Origin of the sequence: Paralimibaculum aggregatum, assembly GCF_030270585.1 — a bacterium.
In the GTDB taxonomy this organism is placed as follows: domain Bacteria; phylum Pseudomonadota; class Alphaproteobacteria; order Rhodobacterales; family Rhodobacteraceae; genus Thermohalobaculum; species Thermohalobaculum aggregatum.
The window spans coordinates 42119-62707 of the sequence record NZ_BSYI01000006.1; the positions used below are offsets into that span (position 1 = coordinate 42119).

Consider the following 20589-nt stretch of genomic DNA (forward strand, 5'->3'; position numbering starts at 1 on the left):
GCGAGGGTCCTGGTTCTGCGTGGTCCGTGTCGGTCCGGGCGTGGCCCGCGGTGCGGCCCGGGGCCTCGGTCTGGAAATGGGTCTCGGCGTTTCCCCGTGCTTAGCGCGAAGCCGAGGGGCTCGGCAATCGCCGAGGCCGCCGCAGCGACGCCTGCGACGGCGGGTGTCGCATTCGCGATGGCAGTGCCGATGCCGGACTGATAGGGGCGGATATATGTGGCGCGCATGCATTTCCAACTGGCCGCTGTTCCTCGGCACCCTGCTCATCATGCTGTCCAACGGGCTGCTGGTGACGCTGCTCTCGATCCGCGGCACCACGCTCGGCTTCTCGGAGACCGCGATCGGGCTGATGCAGGCCTGCTATCCGCTCGGCGCGCTGGCCGGGGCGGCGCTGGTGCCGCGGCTGGTGATCCATGTCGGCCATGTCCGCGCCTTCGGCACGCTGGCCTCGCTCTGCTCGACCGCCGCGGTGGTGCATCTGGTCACCGCCGATCCCTGGAGCTGGGGGGCGATGCGGGCGCTGGCCGGGTTCTGCTTCCCCGGCCTCTACATCGTCGCCGAAAGCTGGCTGAACGCCGCCGCCGAGAACCGCAGCCGCGGCGCGCTGCTGTCGATCTATGTGGTGACCCAGACCCTCGGCGGCGCGATCGGCCAGGCGATGGTCGGCATCCCCGACCCCTCCGGCGCGCTGCTGTTCGGGCTGGTCTCGATCCTGATCTCGCTGGCGCTGGTGCCGGTGCTGGCGGTGGCCTCGCCGGTGCCGCGCTTCGAGGTGCCGGAGCGCATGGGCCTCGGCGCGCTCTACCGGATCTCGCCGATGGCGGTGACCGGGGCGATGCTGAACGGCGTGGCGCAGGGCGCGTTCTATGTCGCGGTGCCGCTGTTCGCGCTGGCCCGCGGCTATGGCGTGGCCGAGGCCGGGCTGCTGCTGACCACGGCGACGCTGGCCAGCGCCGCGGTGCAGGTGCCGGCCGGCTGGCTCTCCGACCGGACCGACCGGCGCCGCGTGCTGGCCGGGCTCGCAGGCGGCGGCGCGCTGCTCGCGGCGCTGATCGCCGCGGGGCTGGCCGAGAGCTGGCTGGCGCTGGCGGTGGCCGGGGTGGCGGCGCTGACCTTCCCGATCTACTCGCTGGCCATCGCCCATGCCAACGACCAGCTCACCCCCGGGCAGTTCGTGCCGGCCAGCGGCACGCTGGTGATGGCGATGTCGCTCGGCACCTTCCTCGGCGCCGGCGGCGGGCCGCTGGTGATCGGCGCGTTCGGCCCCTGGGCGCTGTTCGCGCTGCTGGCGCTGACCCAGGCGGCGACGGCGGCCACCGCGCTCGCCCGCATCGCCAGCCGGGCGGCGCCGGAGCAGCTCGCCGCGGCGCGGGCGCTGTCGCCGCAGGCGCAGCAGGTCGCGGCCCGGCTCGACCCGCGCGGGCTCGCCGGCGGAGCGGGGGACGGCCCGTCGAAGGGGCCGGCGCGCTAGGCGCCGCGGCGCGCCCGGCGCAGCCAGAGCACGCTCATCACCCCCCAGACCAGCGCCAGCCCGCCCCAGGTCAGGGCATAGCCGAGATGGTCGTTCGGCAGGTTGACGCCGAGCCTCTCGGCCTCCGGCGTGGCGCCCAGCGAATGCCGCTCCGCCACCACCAGCAGCGGCTCGGTGCCGAGCGCGGCGGCGAGCGGCGCGACCTCGCGGCTGAAGAACAGCCCGGCCCCCGCGTCCGGCTCCGGGGTGAAGGCATCGCCGGCGGCCCAGAACAGCGCGCCGGTAAGCGTGATCGGCGTGCCCGGCGCGGGCAGCGCCCCGGCCGCCTCGGCCTCCGGCACATAGCCGAGATCGGCGAGCACCAGGCGCCCGTCCGCGGTCTCTACCGGCGCGATCACCCGGTAGCCGGGGCCATGCGGCCGCCTGGTGGTCAGCACCCGCGCCATGCCCGGCGCCAGCCGCCCCTCCAGCGCCACCCGCAGGAAGGCGTCGCGCTCCGGGTCCGGCGCTGCCGGGAGCGCCGCCGGCGCGGCGGCGAGGCGCGCCTCGAGGCGGGCGATCAGCCCCTCCTTCCAAGCCAGCCGCTGCACTTGCCAGGCCGAGAGCCCGAGCAGCACCGCGACGCCGACGACCCCGAGCAGGATGGGCGCGATCGCCCGGCGGTTCACAGCCATGATCGAGGCTCCTCTGGCGGCAAGGAAACGGGCGCCGCGGCCGAGGCCGGGCGCCCGCAAGCCCGCCGCCTCCGGGTGGGTGGGCGGGGGAGGTGGCGGGCTTGCGGGCGATCGCGCCCGCGCCCCGCCGCCCGTCGGGGCTCAGCCGCCCCAGATGTAGATGCCGGCGAACAGGAACAGCCAGACCACGTCGACGAAGTGCCAGTACCAGGCCGCCGCCTCGAAGCCGACATGCTGCTCGGCGGTGAAGTGCCCGCGGCTGGCCCGGATCAGGCAGACGAAGAGGAACAGCGTCCCGACGATCACGTGGAAGCCGTGGAAGCCCGTCGCCATGAAGAAGTTGGCGCCGTAGATGTTGCCCGAGAAGCTGAACGCCGCGTGGCTGTACTCGTAGGCCTGGAAGATCGTGAACAGCGCGCCGAGCAGCACCGTGGCGAGCAGCCCGTAGAGCAGCGGCGGGCGCTTGCCCTCGATCAGCGCATGGTGCGCCCAGGTCACGGTGCAGCCCGAGAGCAGCAGGATCAGCGTGTTGATCAGCGGCAGGTTCCAGGGATCGAAGGTGGTGATCCCCACCGGCGGCCAGACCCCGTCCGGCGCATCCGCCGTTGCCATGGTCAGATCGCCGATATCGCCCACCATCGGGAAGATCGCGTGCTTGAAGAACGACCAGAACCAGGCCGAGAAGAACATCACCTCCGAGATCACGAAGAGGATGAAGCCCATGCGCAGGCCGATCCGCACCACCGGCGTGTGGTCGCCCTGATGCGCCTCGCGCACCATCTCCGACCACCAGGAATACATGGTGTAGCCCACCACCAGGAAGCCGAGGACGAAGACCCAGGGGGTCACGTCGTGGAACAGCAGCACCGCCCCCGAAAGCATGATGAGCGCGCCGATGGCGCCCAGCAGCGGCAGCGGGCTCGGTTCCAGGATGTGGTAGTCGTGATTCTTCTCATGTGCCATGGCTCGTCCTCCGCTGGCTCCGCAGGCCCGTGGTTTTCGTCTCAGTCGAGTGCCGCGCGCCGGCCGTCGTCATCCTCGGCGGGCTCGGTTTCGTAGAAGGTATAGGACAGGGTGACGGTGCTCACCCCCTCGGTCTCGCTGTCATCGAGCATCTCGGGATCGACATAGTAGGTCACCGGCATCGAGACGCGCTCGCCGGGGGCCAGGGTCTGTTCGGTGAAGCAGAAGCAGTCGATCTTCACGAAATAGCCGCCCATCGAGAACGGCGCGACATTGAAGCTCGCGGTGCCGGTGATCTGCCGGTCGGTCGGGTTGTAGGCCTCGTAGAAGGCCAGCCCGGTCTCGCCGATCCGGATCTCGGTGGTGGTCTGCACCGGGCGGAACTCCCAGGGCATGTCCGAGGCGGTGGAGGCGTCGAAGCGCACGGTGATGGTGCGGTCGAGCACCTCCGCGGCGGCCTCGGTGCGCTCCATCGGGCGCCCGCCGAAACCGGTGACGCGGCAGAACAGGTCGTAGAGCGGCACCGCGGCATAGGCCATGCCGAGCATGCCGAGCGCCACGCCGAACAGCGGCAGCGCCTTCTTGCGGAGATCGGGGCGCTGGCGGGGCGGCTCGGGCCGGGCCTCCGGTTTCCCGGGCTTCGGGGTCTCGGTCATCGGCTCATCCCCAGGGATTGGCGCTGTTGCCGCCCATCTTGACGATGGTGACGATGAACAGCAGCGCCGCGAAGCCGAGCAGCACCGCGAGCACGCCGAGATTGCGGCCGCGCCGGCGCTTGTGCAGTTCGTGGTCGCGTTGCATGGGCAGCCTCCGGGGTCAGATCCAGGCCGGCCAGTCGAGGCCGGGCAGCAGCGCGGCCAGCGCCGCATCGGCCAGGACGGCAGCGAAGATGGCGAAGAGATAGGCGATGGAGACGCCGAAGAGGCGCTTCTCCGCGGCATAGCGGTCGGCGGCGGCGGCCTCGGCGCTGCGCTGCGCCACGACCCGGGCGCGCAGCAGGAAGACCAGGTTGCCGAGCAGCGCCGCGGCGAGGGTCAGCGGCCCGCCCGCCTCGGTCAGCGCCAGCAGCACCGGCAGCGGCGCCAGCACCAGGCTGTAGAGCCAGATCAGCCGGCGCGTCGCCGGCTCGCCCGCCACCACCGGCATCATCGGCACGCCGACGCGGGTGTAGTCGTCGTTGCGGAACAGCGCCAGCGCCCAGAAATGCGGCGGCGTCCAGAGGAAGATCACGAGGAACATCAGCACCGGCGCCAGCGTCACCTCGCCGGTCATCGCGGCCCAGCCGATCACCGGCGGGAAGGCGCCGGCGGCGCCGCCGATCACGATGTTCTGCGGCGTCGCGCGCTTCAGCCAGATCGAGTAGATCACCGCGTAGAAGAAGATGGTGAAGGCCAGCAGCGCGGCGGAGAGCGGGTTGGCGACCACCGCCAGCGTGCCGACCGAGAGGATCGAGAGCCCGATGCCGAGGCCGAGCGCCTCCTCCGGCCCGACCCGGCCCGAGGGGATCGGCCGGCCGGCGGTGCGGGACATCTCGGCGTCGATATCGGCGTCCCACCACATGTTGAGCGCGCCCGAGGCGCCGGCCCCCACGGCGATGCAGATCAGCGCCGCCAGCGCCACCACCGGATGTTCGCCCGCCGGCGCCGCGGCCATGGCGGCGAGCGCGGTGAACACCACGAGCCGCATCACGCGGGGCTTCAGGAGGGCGATGTAGTCGCCGAACTGCGCCTCGCCGGTGGTTGCGATGTCGTAGTCCTGGGCGAGCTGGGTGCTGGCGTCGGTCAACGGGGGCCTCGGGGTTGCGTGTCGGAGGGGGCCGCGGGCGCGGCCCCGGGGAAGGCGCGGATCAGTCGGCGGCGGTCACGGCCGGGGCCTGGGCGACGCGCGAGCTCTCCTCGCGGCGGGCGACCTGCTCGGCGACCCAGGCGTCATACTCCTCCTGCGGCACCACCTCGACGACGATCGGCATGTAGGCATGGGCGAGGCCGCAGAGCTCCGAGCACTGGCCGAAATAGGTGCCGGGCTCGCTGACGTTGAACCAGGCCTCGTTGATGCGGCCGGGGATCGCGTCGATCTTGATGCCGAAGGCCGGCATCGCCCAGTTGTGGATCACGTCGGCGCCGGTCACCAGCAGGTGCACGTTGGTGTCGGCCGGCACGACGATGCGGGTGTCGGTGGCGAGCAGGAACTCGTCCTCGGAATAGCCGTATTCCTTGAGCTGCGCGCGGACCTCGTCGGTCAGCATGTTCTGGCCGTCCATCGCCGGGCTGCCGATCATGTAGGCCGACATCTCGATGCCCTCGTCCGGATACTCGTAGTCCCAGTACCACTGGTTGCCGGTGGCCTTGATGGTCAGCTCCGGGGTCGGCACGGTCATCTGCGCGTCGAGCAGGCGCAGCGAGGGGATCGCGATCACCACCAGAATCAGCACCGGCACCGCGGTCCAGACCACCTCGACGGCGGCATTGTGGGTGAAGGTCTCCGGCTCCGGGTTGCGGCTCTCGCGGTAGCGCCAGATGGTGTAGGCCATCAGCCCGGTGACGAAGACCACGATCACGCCGATGATCACCAGCAGCATGTCGTCGAGCCAGACCAGGTCGGCGGCGTGGCTGGTGACCGGGCGCTGCAGTCCGGTGCCGAGCGCATGCGGCTTGCCCGTGGGCTCCTGGCCGAGCGCGGGAAGGGCGGCAAGGGCCGCCGCGGCGGCGAGAACGGTGGGGGCAAGTTTTCGCATGATCATCGCTATCGTCCTGTCGCTCCGGTCGCGTGAGGGATCGGGGCCGCAGGGAATCCTGCCCCCGGCCCGTTTGCCTTTTCAGCTATGCTGTATCACCTAGAGGACCAACTGCAACAAGCGAGCGCTGCGCGGCAAGTCGCCGCGAGGCTCGATGCGCTTGACCGAGGTCAGTGCAGACGTGGAAAGAAGGCCCGTTCGGGCGACGGAGGACCAGATGCACGACACCGACCGATTCCAGCCGTTCGAGACGGCGCTCGACGCGGACCGGGCGCTGGCCATCCTGCGCGACGCGGTGGCCGGCGCCGAGGATGGCGAGCTGTTCCTCGAGCGGCGCCGCGCCGAGGTCCTCGGCTTCGACGATGGCCGGCTGCGCACCGCGAGCTACGATGCGGCGGAGGGCTTCGGCCTGCGCGCGGTGGCCGGCGCCACGGCGGGATATGCCCATTCCACCGAGATCTCCGAGGCGGCGCTGAAGCGTGCGGCGGAGACCGCACGGCTGGCGGCGCGCGACGGCGGCGGCGTGCTGGCGCCGCCGCCGGCCGGCACCAATGCGGCGCGCTACCGCCCGCTCGACCCGGTCGCCGAGCAGCCGGTGGCGGCCAAGATCGCGCTGCTGCGCGAGATCGACGCCTTCCTGCGCGAACGCGACCCGCGGGTGGTGCAGGTCTCGGCGAGCCTCGCCAACGGCGTGCAGGAGGTCGAGATCCTGCGGCCGGAGGGCCTGCGCCTGACCGATCACCGCCCGATGGCGCGGCTCAACGTCTCGGTGATCGTCGAGAAGGACGGCCGGCGCGAGAGCGGCTCGGCCGGCGGCGGCGGGCGGCACGACCTCGCCCGGCTGATCGCGCCCGCGGCCTGGCGCGCCACCGCCGAGGAGGCGCTGCGCATCGCGCTGGTGAATCTCGAGGCCGAGGATGCGCCGGCCGGGGTGATGGACGTGGCGCTCGGCCCGGGCTGGCCCGGCATCCTGCTGCACGAGGCGATCGGCCACGGGCTGGAGGGCGACTTCAACCGCAAGGGCTCCTCGGCCTTCACCGAGCTGATGGGCCGGGAGGTCGCGGCGAAGGGCATCACGGTGATCGACGACGGCACCATCCCGGACCGGCGCGGCTCGATCACCATCGACGACGAGGGCACCCCCTCGGGCCGCACCGTGCTGATCGAGGACGGCGTGCTCACCGGCTACATGCAGGACCGGCAGAACGCCCGGCTGATGGGGGTGGCGCCCACCGGCAACGGGCGGCGCCAGTCCTATGCGCATATCCCGATGCCGCGGATGACCAACACCATCATGCTCGGCGGCGAGGCGGATCCGGGCTCGGTGCTCGCCGAGGTCGAGGACGGGATCTATGCCGTCGGCTTCGGCGGCGGGCAGGTCGACATCGCCAACGGCAAGTTCGTGTTCTCCTGCACCGAGGCCTACCGGGTGAAGGGCGGAAGGGTGCTGCATCCGGTGAAGGGCGCGACGCTGATCGGCGACGGGCCCTCGGCGCTGCGGCGGATCCGGGCGGTCGGCAACGACATGGCGATGGATCCCGGCGTCGGCACCTGCGGCAAGAACGGCCAGGGCGTGCCGGTGGGGGTCGGCCAGCCGACGCTGCTGATCGGCGGGCTCACGGTGGGCGGCGCCGGCGCCGGCTGAGGCCGGGCCCGCCGCCTCCCCCACCCCTGAGATGTCGCGGCGGCTGCCCGGGCAGCGTGGCCCACCCATGGGAGGCGGCGGGGCGTCGCGCCCGGCATCTGGCGCCGGCTTGGGAGCTGCCGGCCGGCGGGCATCCGGCCTGCCGATCGGCGGGCGCGGGCCGGCCGGGCAGCGCGGCGCCCGGGCACCGGAGCAGCGGGGCGCTACGGGGGCAGCGGGGAACGGCGTGGCCTCAGGGGCGGCGGGCGGTCACGAAATAGCCGCTCGCCTGCACCGTGTTGCGCCAGCGGCTGACGCGCGCGTCGAGCATCCGGTTGGGCCAGGTGCCGAGCCGGCGCTCCAGCGATTTCTTCCACCATTTCATCAGGTTCGCCATCGCCGAATACTTTCCGCGAATCGGGTGCAGGGTGATCTCGTCGAAGTCGCGCAGCAGATAGGCCAGCCCGTCGCGCGAGAGCCGCTGGTAGTCCTGGAACATCAGGTCCGGCGGCGCGTGGTAGCGGTAGATCCACGGCACATAGAGGAAGATCCGCCCGCCGGGTCGCAGCGCCGCGCGCAGGTTGGCGACCGCGGCGGGCGGGTCGTAGACATGCTCGAGCAGCGCCAGCGCGATCACCGCGTCGTAGCGGCCGTGCATCCAGTCCGGAAACGGCGAGCAGACATCGCCGAGAAGGTCCGGGTAGTCGCCGAAATCGTTGATGTCTAGGGTCTCCACCCGGTCGCCGAGGGCGCCGAGATGGGTGCGCATCGAGGCGCCGACATCGAGGATGCGGGTCGCCGTGCGGGTCGCCTCGAGGATCTGCTCGCGGCTGCGGTCGCGGTGCAGGTGGCGCAGGTCGATGGCGACCCGGCGGGTGATCGCCTCGAGCCGCTCCTTGATCCCGGCGGTGTCGTGCAGGCGGGTCTTTCCGGGGCCGGCGCTCCTGGGGCCAGCGTCCACGGGTCCCGTCGCATCGGGGGCGGTGTTCTCGGGGTCGGTCATCGGGCAAGCTCCAGGAGGGCGCGGGCGGCGCGGGCGGCGCCGTCGCGCGGCCAGGGCCAGGGCGGGCGCCGCGGTGCGCGGGCGGCGGCCTCGGCGGCTCGGGCGAGGGCCGGCGCGTCGAGCCCGTCGAGATCGAGCACCGAGATGCCGTCGAGCCGGGCCAGCGCCGCGGCGCGGATCGACTGCTCGCGCTCGCCATGCTCGGCGAAGGGGACGAGCAGGGCCGGCGTGCGGCAGGCGGCGAGATCCATCACGGTGTTGTAGCCGGCGAGGCTGACCGAGCAGGCCGCTGCCGCCAGCAGCGCCGGATAGTCGGCCCGCACCGGCTCCGCGGCGAGCCGGGGATGGCCGTGCCGCGCGGTGAGCGCCGCCGCCTCGGCCGCCGCCGCCGCGCCGCCCACGAGCAGGTGCCAGGGGCGGGCGCTCGCCGCCGCGGCCACCGCCGCCAGCGCCAGCAGCCGCCGTCCGAGCACCCCGCCGCCGCCGGCGACCAGCACCGTCTCGCCGCGCTGCGCCGCCGGTGCCTCCGCCGCCCCGACATAGCCGGTGTGCAGCACCGGAACCCCGAGATTCGCCGGCAGCGGCCAGCTTGCCGCGAGCGGCAGCACCGCGGCCTCGCCATGCACCAGCACCGCGGCATAATCGGCCCGGAGCCGCGCCGCCGCCACGGCCAGCCGCTCCGGGCGCGAGGGCGGCTCCGGCACGTCGCGCAGGGAGGCGACCACCCGGGCGCCGGGGCGGGCGGCCCGCGCCGCCGCGATCGCCGCCGCGAACTCCGCCGCCAGCCGGCGCCGGCCGAGAGGGAAGGTCTCGGTCACCAGCAGATCCGGCGCGAAGCCGCCGAGCCGGGCGCAGAGATCGGCCCGCCGGGCGGCGAGGTCGGCCTCGGTCGCGGGCGCGCCATCGCCGCGGCGCGGCGTCGAGAAATCGAAATCCGGCACCGAGAGCGGCGCCAGCTGGTGAAAGCCGATCCGGTCCCGCGCCAGCGCCTCCGGCGGCAGCTGCGGCAGTGGCCGCCCGCCGCTCAGCAGCAGCACCTCCGCCCCCGCCGCCGCCAGCGCCCGGCCGAGCGCCGCCATGCGCACCAGATGCCCGCTGCCGGAGAGATGGGTGACGAGGAGCGCGACCCGCGTCACGGGGCGGCGCCGTCCCGGGCTGCCTCGCGGCGCGGCACGAGGCGCATCGGCGCCGCCGGATCCGAGAGCCGGCCCTGCGCGTCGCAGCGCATCGGGTAGAGCCGCGCGCGCTTGATCTCCGGCGCCTCGGCCTCGGCCGGCAGCCCGTGCGCCTCGCGCATCAGGTGCCGCATCACCGCCTTGTGCACGACGAGCAGCGTGCGCCGCCCGCTGCCGCCGATCCCGGCCAGCGCCGGGCGCACCCGGGCCAGCACGTCGCGCGCCGTCTCGCCGTTCGGCGGGCGGAAATCCGGGCCCATCAGGTGGGTCGCGACGAAGCCCGAGGCCGGATCGGCCAGCAGCGCCTCGCCGATCAGCCCCTCCCAATCGCCCCAGTCCTGCTCGACGAGGCGGGCATCGAGCTGCACCGGGCGGCCTTCGGCCAGGCTCTCGGCGGTCTCGCGGGCGCGGCAGAGGGTGCTGGCGACGATCGCCGCGCGGTCCCAGGGCCGGGGCAGGCGGAGCTCGGCGAGCCGTGCCCGGGCATCCGCGGTGAGCGGCCGGTCGGCGCGGCCCTGCAGGCGCTGCTCGCGGTTCCAGTCGGTCGGAAAATGGCGGATCAGGGCGATCTCGGTGCTGTCGGCGGGCATCTCGGGGGTTTCCGGTGAGGGGCAGGCGCTCAGCGCCGGGCGATCAGGGCGCCGAGCTCGGCGCCGAGGAGCCGGGCGGCGGCCTCGAGGCTGTGGCGGGCCTCGATGCGTGCCCGCGCGGCGGCGGAGAGGGCCTCGCGGCCGGCGGCAGCGGCGGCGATGGCGGCGGCATAGGCGGGGGCGTCGTCCGGCGGGGCGAGCGGCGCGGCGACGCAGGCGCGGGCGGCGGGGCCGTCCTCGGCCACCACCGGAAGCCCGGCGCTCTGGGCCTCGAGCCAGGCCATGCCGACGCCCTCCGCGACGCCGGGCCAGAGCAGCAGATCCGCCGCGGCATATTCCGCGCGCAGCCGCAGCGGGTCGGCGACCGGGCCGAGCCAGCGCACCCGCGCGGCGAGCGGCGCGAAGAGCGCCCCCACCGCATCCGCCGCCGGGCCGGTGCCGACGATGCGCAGCTGCCAGTCGCCCGCGAGATGCGCGAGGCCGGCGGCGAGGCGGCGATAGCTCTCGAGCTTGTCTCCCGGGCGCATCATCGCCACCGTCAGCAGGCGGAGCCGCGGCCGCGCCGGGCGCGGGGCGACCGGCGGCCCGGCCTCGAGGAACGGCGGCAGATGGACCATCGCGCCGCCATGCCCGGCCATCTCGAGCGCCGTGCGGTCGCGCGCGGTGCTCCAGAACAGCCGGTCGGCGCGGGCGATGGCGGCCTCGGCGCGGGCGGCGAACCCGGCCCAGGGCCCGGTGCGCCGCTTCGGCGAGATCGAGGGCTCGGTGATCGCATAGGGGATGCCGAGCCGGTCTGCCACCGCGGGGCCGAGAAGGTCCGGCGCCTTCCAGTAGCAGTGATAGGTCAGCCAGGCGGCGGGCGGCGCCGGGGCCAGCGCCGCGGCCAGCCGGTCGGCCTCGGCCTCGGCGGCGCGGACCAGGCGGGCCTGCGCCGCGGCCGAGCCCTCGCCGTCGCGGAGCTTCAGCCGCGAGACCAGCTCGGGCGCGAAACCGGCCGCGGCGAGCGCTGCCATGGTCAGCCGGGCGATCTCGCGGTCGCCGGAGGGGACCGGGTCGTCCGGCGGCTTCATCGGCGCGTAGACCGCGATGCGAGGCGGCTCCGCCGGGCCGGGCCGGGCGGCGATGTCGCGCGCCGCGATGGTCATGACGCGGCCCGGTCGAGCGCCGGGGCCGGGCGCGGCGCCGGGGCGGCATCGCCGAGCCCGGCGGCGAGGCGCGCGGCGAGCAGGTCGATCCCCGGCTCCATCGCGAAATCGCGGATCAGCCGGGCATGGGCCGCCTCCGCCATCGCCGCCCGGGTCGCCGGATCGCCCGCCAGCACCGCGATGGCGCCGGCCAGCGCCGCCGGCTCGCCGGGAGGGACGAGCCAGCCATGGCCGGCATCCGGCAGGAATTCGGGGATCGCCGAGACCCGCGTCGAGAGGATCGGCAGCTTCTGCGAGGCCGCCTCCATCAGCACGTTGGGCAGCCCGTCGCGGTCGCCGTCCCCGGCGATCTTGGCCGGCAGCACGAAGAGATCGGCGGCGCGCATGGCGGCGATCACCTCGGTCTGGTCGCGCTTGCCCTGCCAGTCGATGCGCGGCGCGAGGCCGCGCCGCTCCGCCTCCGCCGCGAGCGGCCCGGCGAGCTTGCCGCCGCCGATATGGGTGAGGTGCCAGTCGAGTTCCGCCGGCAGCGCGGCGAGCGCCGCCAGCAGGTCGTCATAGCCCTTCTTCTCCACCAGCCGCCCGACCGAGAGCAGCCGGAAGGCGGCGCCCTTCGCCCGCGCCGCGGGAGGCGGGGGAAAGCGCGTGAGATCGAGCCCGTGATAGGCCAGCGCGACGCGCTCCGGCTCCGCCGCCAGGGCGGCCAGATGCGCCGCCCCGGAGGCGGTGCAGGTCACCGCGAAGGCGGCATCGGCGAGCTTGTCGGCCTTCTCGCGGTCCGGCGTCGTCCAGATGTCCTTGGCATGGGCCGAGACGCCCCAGCCGAGCCCGCGCATCATCGCCGCATAGCGCGCCACCGATGCCGGCGTGTGCAGGAAATGGGCATAGAGGAAACGCGTGCCGGCGGGCAGCTCGGCGGCCAGCACCGCAGCCTGGCCGAAGCGGCGGATGCGGCTCCGGCCGGGCTCGCGCGCCAGATCGCCGAGCCAGGCCCGCAGCGCCCGGCCGAAGCCGGGCAGCCGCGCCGCCCGCGCCAGCCCGCGCAGCACCCGCAGCGGCTCGCCATGAAGATATTCCGGCAGGTAGCGCGGGCGCGCCCGGATCCGGCCGTGGATCGGGTGGGTTCGGTCGTCATAGGGCGCGCGGAGCGACCAGATCTCGAAGACGAAGCCGCGGTCCTCCAGCGCCTTCAGCTCCTGCGCGACGAAGGTCTCCGAGAGCCGCGGATAGCCCTTGACCACAACCGCCAGCGGCGGCGCGGGCGGGGCCTCGCGCGGGGGCATGGCGGCGGCCATCGGGGTCAGCTTCCGAAGCGGGCTTGCGGCCGCTCGGCGGCGGTGGTGCGCGCGGCGATCACCTCGAGCCCGTCGAGCAGCCCGGCGATGCGCACCTCGCTGGGCCGCGGCTGCGCCGCCAGCCGCCGGATCGCCGCCGCCATCACCGCCGGGGCGGCGCCGTCGCGCTCCGGGGTCAGCATGCGCAGCAGCCCGAGCCGCTCGGCGTTCTCGGCGCGGATCAGCTGCTCGCGCCGCGGCCGGGTGCGCGGCACGATCACCGCCGGCCGGTCCATCGAGAGGATCTCGCAGAAGGTGTTGTAGCCGCCCATCGCCACGACCCCGGCGGCGCGCGCCAGCAGCCCCTCGAGATGGCCGTGGAAGGTCACCGCCGTCACCCGGCCGCCGAGCCGCGCGACGCGGGCATCGAAGCCGGCGCGGAGCTGCGCGGTCATGAACGGGCCGTAGACCACGACGGCATGGGGCACGAGCCGCGGATCGGCCTCGTAGGCCGAGAGCACCCAGTCCACCAGCCCGGCGCCGTCGCCGCCGCCGCCGGTGGTCACCAGCACATAGGGCGGCGCCGGCAGCTCGCCCTCGGGCAGCGACGGGCTCTCCGGGATCTCGCGGCGCAGATAGCCGGTATAGACCACCCGCCGCTCCATCCGCGCCGAGAGGCCGAGCCCGGCCAGCGGCTCGCAGATCTCCGGGATGCCGTAGACCCAGATCTCGTCGTAGAAGCGCTCGATCGCCTCGATGGCGCCCTTGCGCTCCCATTCGCGGGCCAGCGCGTCCTCCTCGTCGAGCACGTCGCGGATGCCGAGCACGATGCGCGCGCCGCGGGCCCGGGCGGCGGCCAGCGCGGCGGCCATCTCGTGGCGGAAGCCCCAGGGCTCCTTGTCGACGATCACCAGCTCGGGCGCGAACTCGGCATCGGCGGCGGCGATGATCTGCCCGCGCAGGCGGACCATCTCGTCGATGTCGAGGCGCAGGTTCGAGGAGCTGTAGCTGCCATCGGTCAGCTTCACCACGCCGGGCAGCCGGACATGGTCGACGCCCTCCGGAAAGTCGAAGCGCCCGGCGATGGGGGAGCCCGTCACGATCAGCGCCGAAAGACCGGGATCGGCCTCGATCAGCGCGGTGGCGATGGTTCGCGAGCGTCTCAGATGGCCGAGCCCGAAAGTGTCGTGGCTGTAGAGCAGTACGCGGCGCTCGCTCTCCCCGCCCGGAGCGGGATCTGGCAGTCCCATTCGGTTCCCCCTGCCCGAAGGATCGGTCTAACACCTGCCGCATCTTGCCGGGGCGGGCAAGCCCCGTCTTCCCCGGCGGGCCGTTTCGGCCCCGGCGAGAGCCGGATTTCGCAAGCCCAGGCCGACGCTTGCGTCAACCTTGTGTGCCCTGCAACACGCGATTTTCGCCCCAGGGGTGACCTCCCGGCTCCGGCGGACTATTTTAATTCGTCGCCTGCCGGAAACCCGGGGTCCGGCGGATGCGACGAGGCGGCGCGGGCCCCTGCCGCGCTGCCGGGGGGCAGGATTTCAACGGGGACCGGAGGAGGATCGCCAGATGTCGCGACTGATCGCCTGCCTCGTGCTGCTCGCCTGCCTTGGCGGCGCGCTGCCTGCCGGGGCACAGGCGGCCTTCGACTATGGCAGGCTCTTCGGCGGCGCCGCCGGCACCGCGGAGGATGCCGGCGGGGAGGCCGGGTCGGCGCCGCCGGCTTCGGGCCAGTCGCAGCAGACGCGGCAGTCACCGCAGTCGCCGCAGTCGCGGCCGATCTTCGACCCGATGGCCGTGCCCTCGGCCGAGGCCTATGGCGCGCTGACCGGGCAGCCGGTAGATACCGGCATGTTCGGCCGGGCGCAGCGCGTGGTCGATGCCTTCCGCGAGCGGCTGGTGGCGATCGTCGTCGAGGCGCCGGAGGCGTTCCCCGAGCTCTGGGTCACGCTCAAGGCGGCGAGCCGGACCGGCGAGCCGGCCTATTTCCTCGGCGTCGCGGTGTTCGCGCTGGTGCTGCTGGCGGTGGGCCGGGCGGTGGCGCAGCTCTTCGCCGCCTTCATCGCGCGGCCGATCTTCGTCAACATGCAGAAGCCGGAGCCGCAGGGCTATCGCGACAAGCTGCCGGTGCTGGCCTATCGCGTGCTGCTGACGGTGATCGGAGTGGCGCTCTCGGTCTCCGCCGCCTCGGCCGTGGGGATCTTCTTCCACGACGGCCACGAGCACACGCTGAACACCGTCATCATCATCTTCGCCTGCTATGCCGGGGTGATGCTGATCGACACGATCTGGCGCATGGTGCTCTGCCCGCTGCTGCCGAACTACCGCCTGCCGGCGATCGACACCGCCTCGGCGCGCCGGCTCTATCGCTGGCTCTACGCGGTGAGCACCTTCGGCATCTGCGCGGTCGGCTTCGGCTACTGGGTGCAGGCGCTCGGCCTGCCGAACGAGATCGTCGTGCTGTTCACCGTGAGCCTGACGGCGCTGCTCGTCGTCGCCATCGTGGTCCTGATGCGGGCCAATGCGCCGATCATCAACCGGATCATCCTCGACGGCCAGCCGCGGACCGAGATCAGCTGGGTGACGCTGCTCGCGCTGACGCTCTGGGCGCCGCTCGGCGTGGCCTATCTGGTCGCCTCCTGGGGCAAGTTCGCGGTGGAGATGGTGATGGGCGGCACGGCGCAGCCGCTGGCGCTCACCGTGCCCTATTTCGTCGTGCTCGGGGGCACGCTGCTCTATGCCGTGGCCTGCTATGTGATCGAGCGCATCTTCATCCGCCGCCGGGCGATGGCCGAGCTCAATGCCGGGGCCGAGGCCGCCTCCGCCGCCGAGGACACCGAGGGCACCGGGGACACCGGGGACACCGGGGCGGGCGACGGCGCCGGGGCGCCGGACGGTGCCGCGGGCAGCCCGCCGGAGGCCGCCATGCGCGCCGGGCCGCCGCCGCTCGAGGTGGAGATGCAGCGCGAGGAATTCGGCTCCTCCGGCGATATCGACGGCGACGGCTCCGAGGAGGGCAGCGCGATCCGCAGCCATATGGGGATCGAGCAGCCGACCCGCTTCGTCTTCTCGCGCCGCGCGATGCAGAGCTTCGAGGACCTCGCGCGCCGGGTCGCCAGCCTGTTCGCGATCGGCGCCGGCGCCTACGGGCTGCTGTATTTCTGGGGCGGCGCCTCGCTGTTCCAGGAGAACATGCTGCTCGGCATCGCCGAGGACGTGATCGACCTCGCCTTCGTCGGCTACATCCTGTTCCACGCCACCCGGATCTGGATCGACCGGCGCATCGCCGAGGAGGGGGCGGACGAGCTGCCCGTCGAGCCCGGCGAGGGCGAGGGCGGCGGCACCGGCGCGTCGCGGCTGGCGACGCTGCTGCCGCTGGTGCGCAGCTTCGTGCTCGGGCTGATCGTGATCGCGATCCTGCTGGCGGTGGCCAGCGAGATCGGCCTCAACGTGGCGCCGCTGTTCGCCGGTGCCGGCATCCTCGGCCTCGCCATCGGCTTCGGCAGCCAGACCCTGGTGCGCGACATCCTCTCCGGCGCCTTCTTCCTGATGGACGACGCGTTCCGCCGCGGCGAATACATCGATGTCGGCGAGGTCAAGGGCACGGTGGAGAAGATCTCGCTGCGCTCGTTCCAGCTGCGCCACCATCTCGGCATGCTGCACACCATCCCGTTCGGCGAGATCCGGCACCTGACCAACTTCTCGCGCGACTGGGTGATGATGAAGCTGCCGCTGCGGCTGACCTACGACACCGATGTCGAGCGGGTGCGCAAGCTGGTCAAGAAGCTCGGGCTGCAGCTGCTCGACGACCCGGTGATCGGCGACAAGTTCCTGCAGCCGCTGAAGAGCCAGGGCGTGATCGAGATGCAGGACAGCGCGATGATCGTGCGGGTGAAGTTCATGACCAAGCCCGGCGAGCAATGGGTGATCCGCAAGCGGGTGTTCCAGGAGATCCGCGACCTGTTCGAACGCGAGGGCATCCATTTCGCGCATCGCGAGGTGACGGTGCGGATCCCCGACCTGCCGCAGGACCGGCCGCTCTCCGACACCGAGGCGCGGGCGGTCGGCGCCGGCACCCGCAACGCGCTCGACGTGATCGAGGGGGAGCAGAACCTCGCCATGGCCGGCGGCGCGCGCGGCCCGGTGGACGACCGCTGAGCCCCGCTGCCGGCCGGCAGCGCGCGCCGCGTCTGGCCGGAGGGGGCGCCGCGTCTGCCCGGGCACCCGGTGGCGGCCGCCGGGCTCGCGGCGCGCTGCCGATGGCGGTGCCGGTGGCCACCGGGCCCGGTTGCGACCGGCGCGACGGTTCGGCACGCGCCGCGGGCGTGGCGGTTGCCAGTGGCGGGCGGCCCGGCGCGGCGCCTCCTCCCGCCGGGGCTCCGCGGCCCGGCCTGCCGCCCGCGCTCAGGCCGCCTGCAGCCTGGCGGCGATCTCGTCCAGCAGGGCTAGGCGGCGCTTCTTCATCTCCTCGAGCACATGGTCGGCCACCGGCTCGAGATCGGTCTCGGCGCGGTGGATCTCGCGGTTGAGCCGGTGGTAGTCCGCCTCGAGACGGGCGAAATGGGCGTCCGAGAGCTTGAGCTCGTGCAGCCGGTCGTGGTCGTCGGGAAACTGCTCGGCGAGCTCGTGCGGCGTGTGCGTCATGGGCCTGGGGTCCTCCTCTTGCGCTGCGGACGGATGTCCGGCGAGAGGCAGGCTGGCACGGCAGCCGCCGGCGCGGCCTTGCTCTGGATCAAGCGCCGACGGCCCGGCCCGGGCATGGCGCTCAGGCGGCGCGGTCGTGTACCGGATCCGGCGCCGGCAGCACCACGGTCTGCATGAAGAGCGCCGTCAGCCGGGCCAGCCGGGCGGTCTCGGGCCCCGTCTGCTCGGCCCGCGCCATCTCCGACATCGCGTGCAGGTCGGCCTGCGCCGCGCGCATCAGGCGCTCGGCCAGCTGGGCGACGCGGCGGTCTGCCGGCGAGGGATCCGCCGGCGCCAGCGCGGCGGCCCTGACCACCTGCATCTTGGCGATGGTCGCGGCCGGGTCCTGCGGGCTGGTGGAGACGTCGATCTGCACCTGGCCGCCGATCGCGTAGCGCTTGCCGTCCGGCCCGACGGCAAACTCGTAGCGCGGCTGTCCGGCATGGCGGCCGCCGACGCGGGCATGCGCGGTCTCGTGCGCCCGGACCTTGCGGTCCCGCGCCGCGAGCTCGGCGAGGACGGCGAGCTCCTCGGGGCTGAAACCGGCGGCCTCGGCGGGGCTGGCGAGCGGCTCGCCCGCGGCGTCGGCGGCGGCCGGGCTGCCCGCGGTTGCGGCGCGGCCCGCCGCCTGCGACTGCGGCCGCGCCTGCGCCGCGCCGCGGCCGCCGATCCGGCTCTGCTCCGCCGATCTCGGCGCATCGACGCGGCGCAGGCGCGGCCGGTCGGTCTCGCGCTCCTGATCGCGGACGGCGCGCTCGAGCGCCGGGGCCAGCTGCGGCTCGACCCCGCCGGGCGGGCGGGCATGAAACCGCGCATGGTGAAGCGGCGTTGAGGAAATCGTAGGAGTCGTCAGCATATCACTGCGCCGTGGCGCCTCCTTCTGCCTGTTGCCGCGGAGTTGCGGCAGCCACGGGATCGTGCCGGGCTGCCGCGCGTCCAGCGTCACACGGGGAGCGGCCCCGTGCCGGGTCTTCGTCCTGCTCCTTTCTGTGAGACGGCCAGCCGCATGGACGGGCCTCTTGTTGCAGGGTCCGGCGCAGGTGTTGACGAAGCGTTAATTCCGCCGCCGCAGCGCCGCTCGGCCCCGGTCCGCCCTCCGGTTCCGCGCCGGACTGTTGCGCGAGGGCGACAATCGCTGGCCAAAGCCCGCCTTTGCTCTGGTTCCATCGCTGCGGCCGAGGTGGCGCTGGAATACCGCGGCGCAGCCGGCTAAGGACTGTCAAAAGCCAAGACACGCCGGAATGAACATCTACCTCCCCATCGCCGAGGTCTCAGTGAGCGTCACCCTGTTGCTGGGGGTTGGCGGCGGGGTCGGTCTGCTTTCCGGACTGTTCGGTGTCGGCGGCGGCTTCCTGATGACGCCGCTGCTGATCCTCTGCGGCATCCCGCCCGCGGTGGCGGTGGCGACCGGCGCCAACCAGATCTGCGCCGCCTCGTTCTCGGGCATGCTGGCGCACTGGCGGCGGCGCACGGTCGACTTCAAGATGGGCCTGGTGCTGCTGGTCGGCGGCCTCGTGGGCTCGGCGATCGGGGTGCAGCTCTTCGCGCTGCTGCGCACCCTCGGCCAGGTCGATCTGCTGATCTCGCTCTGCTACGTGGTGTTCCTCGGCATCGTCGGGGCGCTGATGCTGGTCGAGAGCGTGCAGGCGCTGATGCGCTCGCGCCGGGGCGTGGTGCGGCGCAACCGCAAACGCCACGGCTGGATGCACGGCCTGCCCTTCAAGATGCGCTTCCGCGCCTCCAACCTCTACATCAGCGCGATCCCGCCCTTCCTGGTCGGGCTGCTGGTGGGCGTGCTGGCGGCGATCATGGGGGTCGGCGGCGGCTTCATCATGGTGCCGGCGATGATCTACCTGCTCGGCATGGCGACCACCGTGGTCGTCGGCACCTCGCTGTTCCAGATCATGTTCGTCACCGCGGCGACGACGCTGATGCACGCCATCGCCAACCAGACCGTGGACGCGCTGCTGGCGCTGGTTCTGCTGGTGGGCGGCGTGGTCGGCACGCAGATCGGCGTGCGCCTCGCGCCGCGGCTGAAGGCGGAGCAGCTGCGCATCCTGCTGGCGCTCCTGGTGCTGGTGGTCTGCACCAAGCTGGGGGTCGATCTCATCATCACCCCGGACGAGCCCTTCAGCCTGGCGGAGCCGTTGCATTGATTCGGCTCGCGGCGTTTCTCCTGGCCCTGGTCGCGGCCTGGCCCGCGGCGGCGGAGGAGGTTGTCGCCGCGCTCAACCAGACCCGGGTGGCGATCACCACGAGCTTCGACGGCTCGGAGATCTTCATCTATGGCGCGATCAAGCGCGACGCGCCGGAGGCCGAGGGCGAGCTCAACGTGGTGATCACGCTGATCGGCCCCTCGGCGCCGGTGGTGGTGCGCAAGAAGATCCGCCAGTTCGGCATCTGGGTGAACGACCCGGGCGTGCAGGTGGACGCGGCGCCGAGCTTCTATGCGGTGGCGAGCACGCGGCCGCTGCGCGAGGCGCTGAGCTATACCGACGATCTGCGCCACCGGATCTCGATCGACCATGCGGTCAGGCTGATCGGCGACACCCAGGCGGAGCGCTACCCGGAGGACTACCGCGCGGCGGTGATGCGGCTCCGGCGGCAGGGCGGGCTCTATACCGAGCAGTCGGGCGCGGTGTCGGTGGCGGAGGCGACGCTGTTCAGCACCTCGATCCGGCTGCCGGCGCAGCTCATCGAGGGCGACTACCGCGCGCGCATCTTCATCACCCGCGACAAGGCGGTGGTCGATCACGTCGAGAAGACCATCGCGGTGCGCAAGATCGGCCTCGAGCGCTGGATCTACGTGATGGCCAAGGACCATGCGCTGATCTACGGCCTGCTCTCGCTGGCCATCGCGCTCGCGGCCGGCTGGCTGGCCTCGACCTTCTTCCGCATCTTCTTCCCCTGAGGGGGGGCGCCGCGGCGGCCCGGCTGTTCGGTCGAAGGCGGCGAGCGCGGCGCTGCGCTGGCGTGCCTTTGGCCGGGTAGGCGGACCGGCCATATGCGGCAGCCCCGGCCTCGGCGGGGCCGCGTGCGGGATCGTGGCGGAACTCGTCCGGCAGACGGGTCGGCCCGCACGACAAGGCCGGTCGGCACTATTGCGAGCCGGGGACTGCAGCGGCAGCGATCATGCGGGCGGGCCGCCGCGCCTGCGGGCTGCGGGTCTGCGCCCGCTGCGGCTGCGGCTCGCCCGGCGGATGCGCGGCGCCCGTCTCGTCCCGATCGCACCGAAGGGTTCAGGAACCGGCCGAAA

19 protein-coding genes are annotated in these 20589 nt (G+C 73.3%); 5 read left to right on the plus strand and 14 right to left on the minus strand.

Translation table 11 applies throughout. The features are described 5' to 3' along the window. Positions 1-214: 214 nt before the first annotated feature. Positions 215-1471 (plus strand): MFS transporter, encoded by a 1257-nt coding sequence (locus tag QSJ97_RS05095; RefSeq protein ID WP_285670546.1) that lies wholly within the window; start codon positions 215-217, stop codon positions 1469-1471. On the opposite strand, the gene QSJ97_RS05100 is transcribed toward QSJ97_RS05095, so the two are convergent. From QSJ97_RS05100 to coxB, 6 genes are all read right to left on the minus strand, one after another. Further along, entirely contained in the window at positions 1468-2145 is a 678-nt protein-coding gene (locus QSJ97_RS05100; protein WP_285670547.1) for an SURF1 family protein, read from the minus strand. The genes QSJ97_RS05095 and QSJ97_RS05100 overlap by 4 nt on opposite strands. Before the next feature lie 141 nt (positions 2146-2286). Beyond that, positions 2287-3108, minus strand: a complete 822-nt coding sequence (locus QSJ97_RS05105; protein WP_285670548.1) for a cytochrome c oxidase subunit 3 — start codon at positions 3106-3108, stop codon at positions 2287-2289. A gap of 41 nt (positions 3109-3149) precedes the next feature. Further along, the gene (locus QSJ97_RS05110) at positions 3150-3764 is read right to left on the minus strand and encodes a cytochrome c oxidase assembly protein (protein WP_285670549.1); all 615 of its coding nucleotides are present in this window, start codon (positions 3762-3764) and stop codon (positions 3150-3152) included. A 4-nt stretch (positions 3765-3768) separates the two neighbouring features. After that, the gene (locus QSJ97_RS05115; protein ID WP_285670550.1) at positions 3769-3909 is read right to left on the minus strand and encodes a cytochrome c oxidase system small membrane protein; all 141 of its coding nucleotides are present in this window, start codon (positions 3907-3909) and stop codon (positions 3769-3771) included. 15 nt (positions 3910-3924) lie between these two features. After that, positions 3925-4893: a heme o synthase gene (locus QSJ97_RS05120; protein ID WP_285670551.1), complete on the minus strand. Its 969-nt coding sequence runs from the start codon at positions 4891-4893 to the stop codon at positions 3925-3927. Positions 4894-4954: 61 nt separating this feature from the next. Then, a complete protein-coding gene (gene coxB, locus QSJ97_RS05125; RefSeq protein ID WP_285670552.1) occupies positions 4955-5842 on the minus strand; it encodes a cytochrome c oxidase subunit II in 888 nt (295 codons plus the stop codon). A 217-nt stretch (positions 5843-6059) separates the two neighbouring features. On the opposite strand from coxB, the gene QSJ97_RS05130 reads away from it, so the two are divergent. Beyond that, positions 6060-7487 carry a TldD/PmbA family protein gene (locus tag QSJ97_RS05130; RefSeq protein WP_285670554.1) on the plus strand — a complete coding sequence of 476 codons (1428 nt, stop codon included), beginning with the start codon at positions 6060-6062 and terminating at the stop codon, positions 7485-7487. A gap of 232 nt (positions 7488-7719) precedes the next feature. On the opposite strand, the gene QSJ97_RS05135 is transcribed toward QSJ97_RS05130, so the two are convergent. From QSJ97_RS05135 to QSJ97_RS05160, 6 genes are read right to left on the minus strand one after another with little or no spacing between them, the layout of a single operon-like run. Then, positions 7720-8469, minus strand: a complete 750-nt coding sequence (locus QSJ97_RS05135; RefSeq protein ID WP_285670556.1) for a class I SAM-dependent methyltransferase — start codon at positions 8467-8469, stop codon at positions 7720-7722. After that, positions 8466-9605, minus strand: a complete 1140-nt coding sequence (locus QSJ97_RS05140; RefSeq protein WP_285670557.1) for a glycosyltransferase — start codon at positions 9603-9605, stop codon at positions 8466-8468. Before QSJ97_RS05140 ends, QSJ97_RS05135 begins: the two co-directional genes overlap by 4 nt. Beyond that, entirely contained in the window at positions 9602-10234 is a 633-nt protein-coding gene (locus QSJ97_RS05145) for a histidine phosphatase family protein (RefSeq protein ID WP_285670558.1), read from the minus strand. The genes QSJ97_RS05140 and QSJ97_RS05145 overlap by 4 nt, the downstream gene beginning before the upstream one ends. A gap of 29 nt (positions 10235-10263) precedes the next feature. After that, positions 10264-11379, minus strand: coding sequence for a glycosyltransferase family 4 protein (locus QSJ97_RS05150; protein ID WP_285670559.1), 1116 nt, complete (start codon positions 11377-11379; stop codon positions 10264-10266). Next, positions 11376-12674, minus strand: a complete 1299-nt coding sequence (locus QSJ97_RS05155; protein ID WP_285670560.1) for a glycosyltransferase family 4 protein — start codon at positions 12672-12674, stop codon at positions 11376-11378. The genes QSJ97_RS05150 and QSJ97_RS05155 overlap by 4 nt, the downstream gene beginning before the upstream one ends. Positions 12675-12679: 5 nt before the next feature. Beyond that, positions 12680-13903 carry a glycosyltransferase family protein gene (locus tag QSJ97_RS05160; protein WP_285670561.1) on the minus strand — a complete coding sequence of 408 codons (1224 nt, stop codon included), beginning with the start codon at positions 13901-13903 and terminating at the stop codon, positions 12680-12682. 316 nt (positions 13904-14219) lie between these two features. Between QSJ97_RS05160 and QSJ97_RS05165 the strand changes: the two genes are divergently transcribed. After that, positions 14220-16808: a mechanosensitive ion channel family protein gene (locus QSJ97_RS05165; protein WP_285670564.1), complete on the plus strand. Its 2589-nt coding sequence runs from the start codon at positions 14220-14222 to the stop codon at positions 16806-16808. 246 nt (positions 16809-17054) lie between these two features. Here QSJ97_RS05165 and QSJ97_RS05170 read toward each other — a convergent pair whose 3' ends face one another. Beyond that, complete coding sequence (locus QSJ97_RS05170; RefSeq protein ID WP_285670566.1) at positions 17055-17294, minus strand: HP1242/YdcH family protein; 240 nt, start codon at positions 17292-17294, stop codon at positions 17055-17057. A 121-nt stretch (positions 17295-17415) separates the two neighbouring features. After that, positions 17416-18189, minus strand: coding sequence for a putative metalloprotease CJM1_0395 family protein (locus QSJ97_RS05175; protein WP_285670568.1), 774 nt, complete (start codon positions 18187-18189; stop codon positions 17416-17418). 385 nt (positions 18190-18574) lie between these two features. Between QSJ97_RS05175 and QSJ97_RS05180 the strand changes: the two genes are divergently transcribed. After that, a complete protein-coding gene (locus QSJ97_RS05180) occupies positions 18575-19489 on the plus strand; it encodes a sulfite exporter TauE/SafE family protein (RefSeq protein ID WP_285670569.1) in 915 nt (304 codons plus the stop codon). After that, the gene (locus tag QSJ97_RS05185; RefSeq protein WP_285670570.1) at positions 19486-20244 is read left to right on the plus strand and encodes a TIGR02186 family protein; all 759 of its coding nucleotides are present in this window, start codon (positions 19486-19488) and stop codon (positions 20242-20244) included. Before QSJ97_RS05180 ends, QSJ97_RS05185 begins: the two co-directional genes overlap by 4 nt. The last annotated feature ends 345 nt before the right edge of the window (positions 20245-20589 follow it).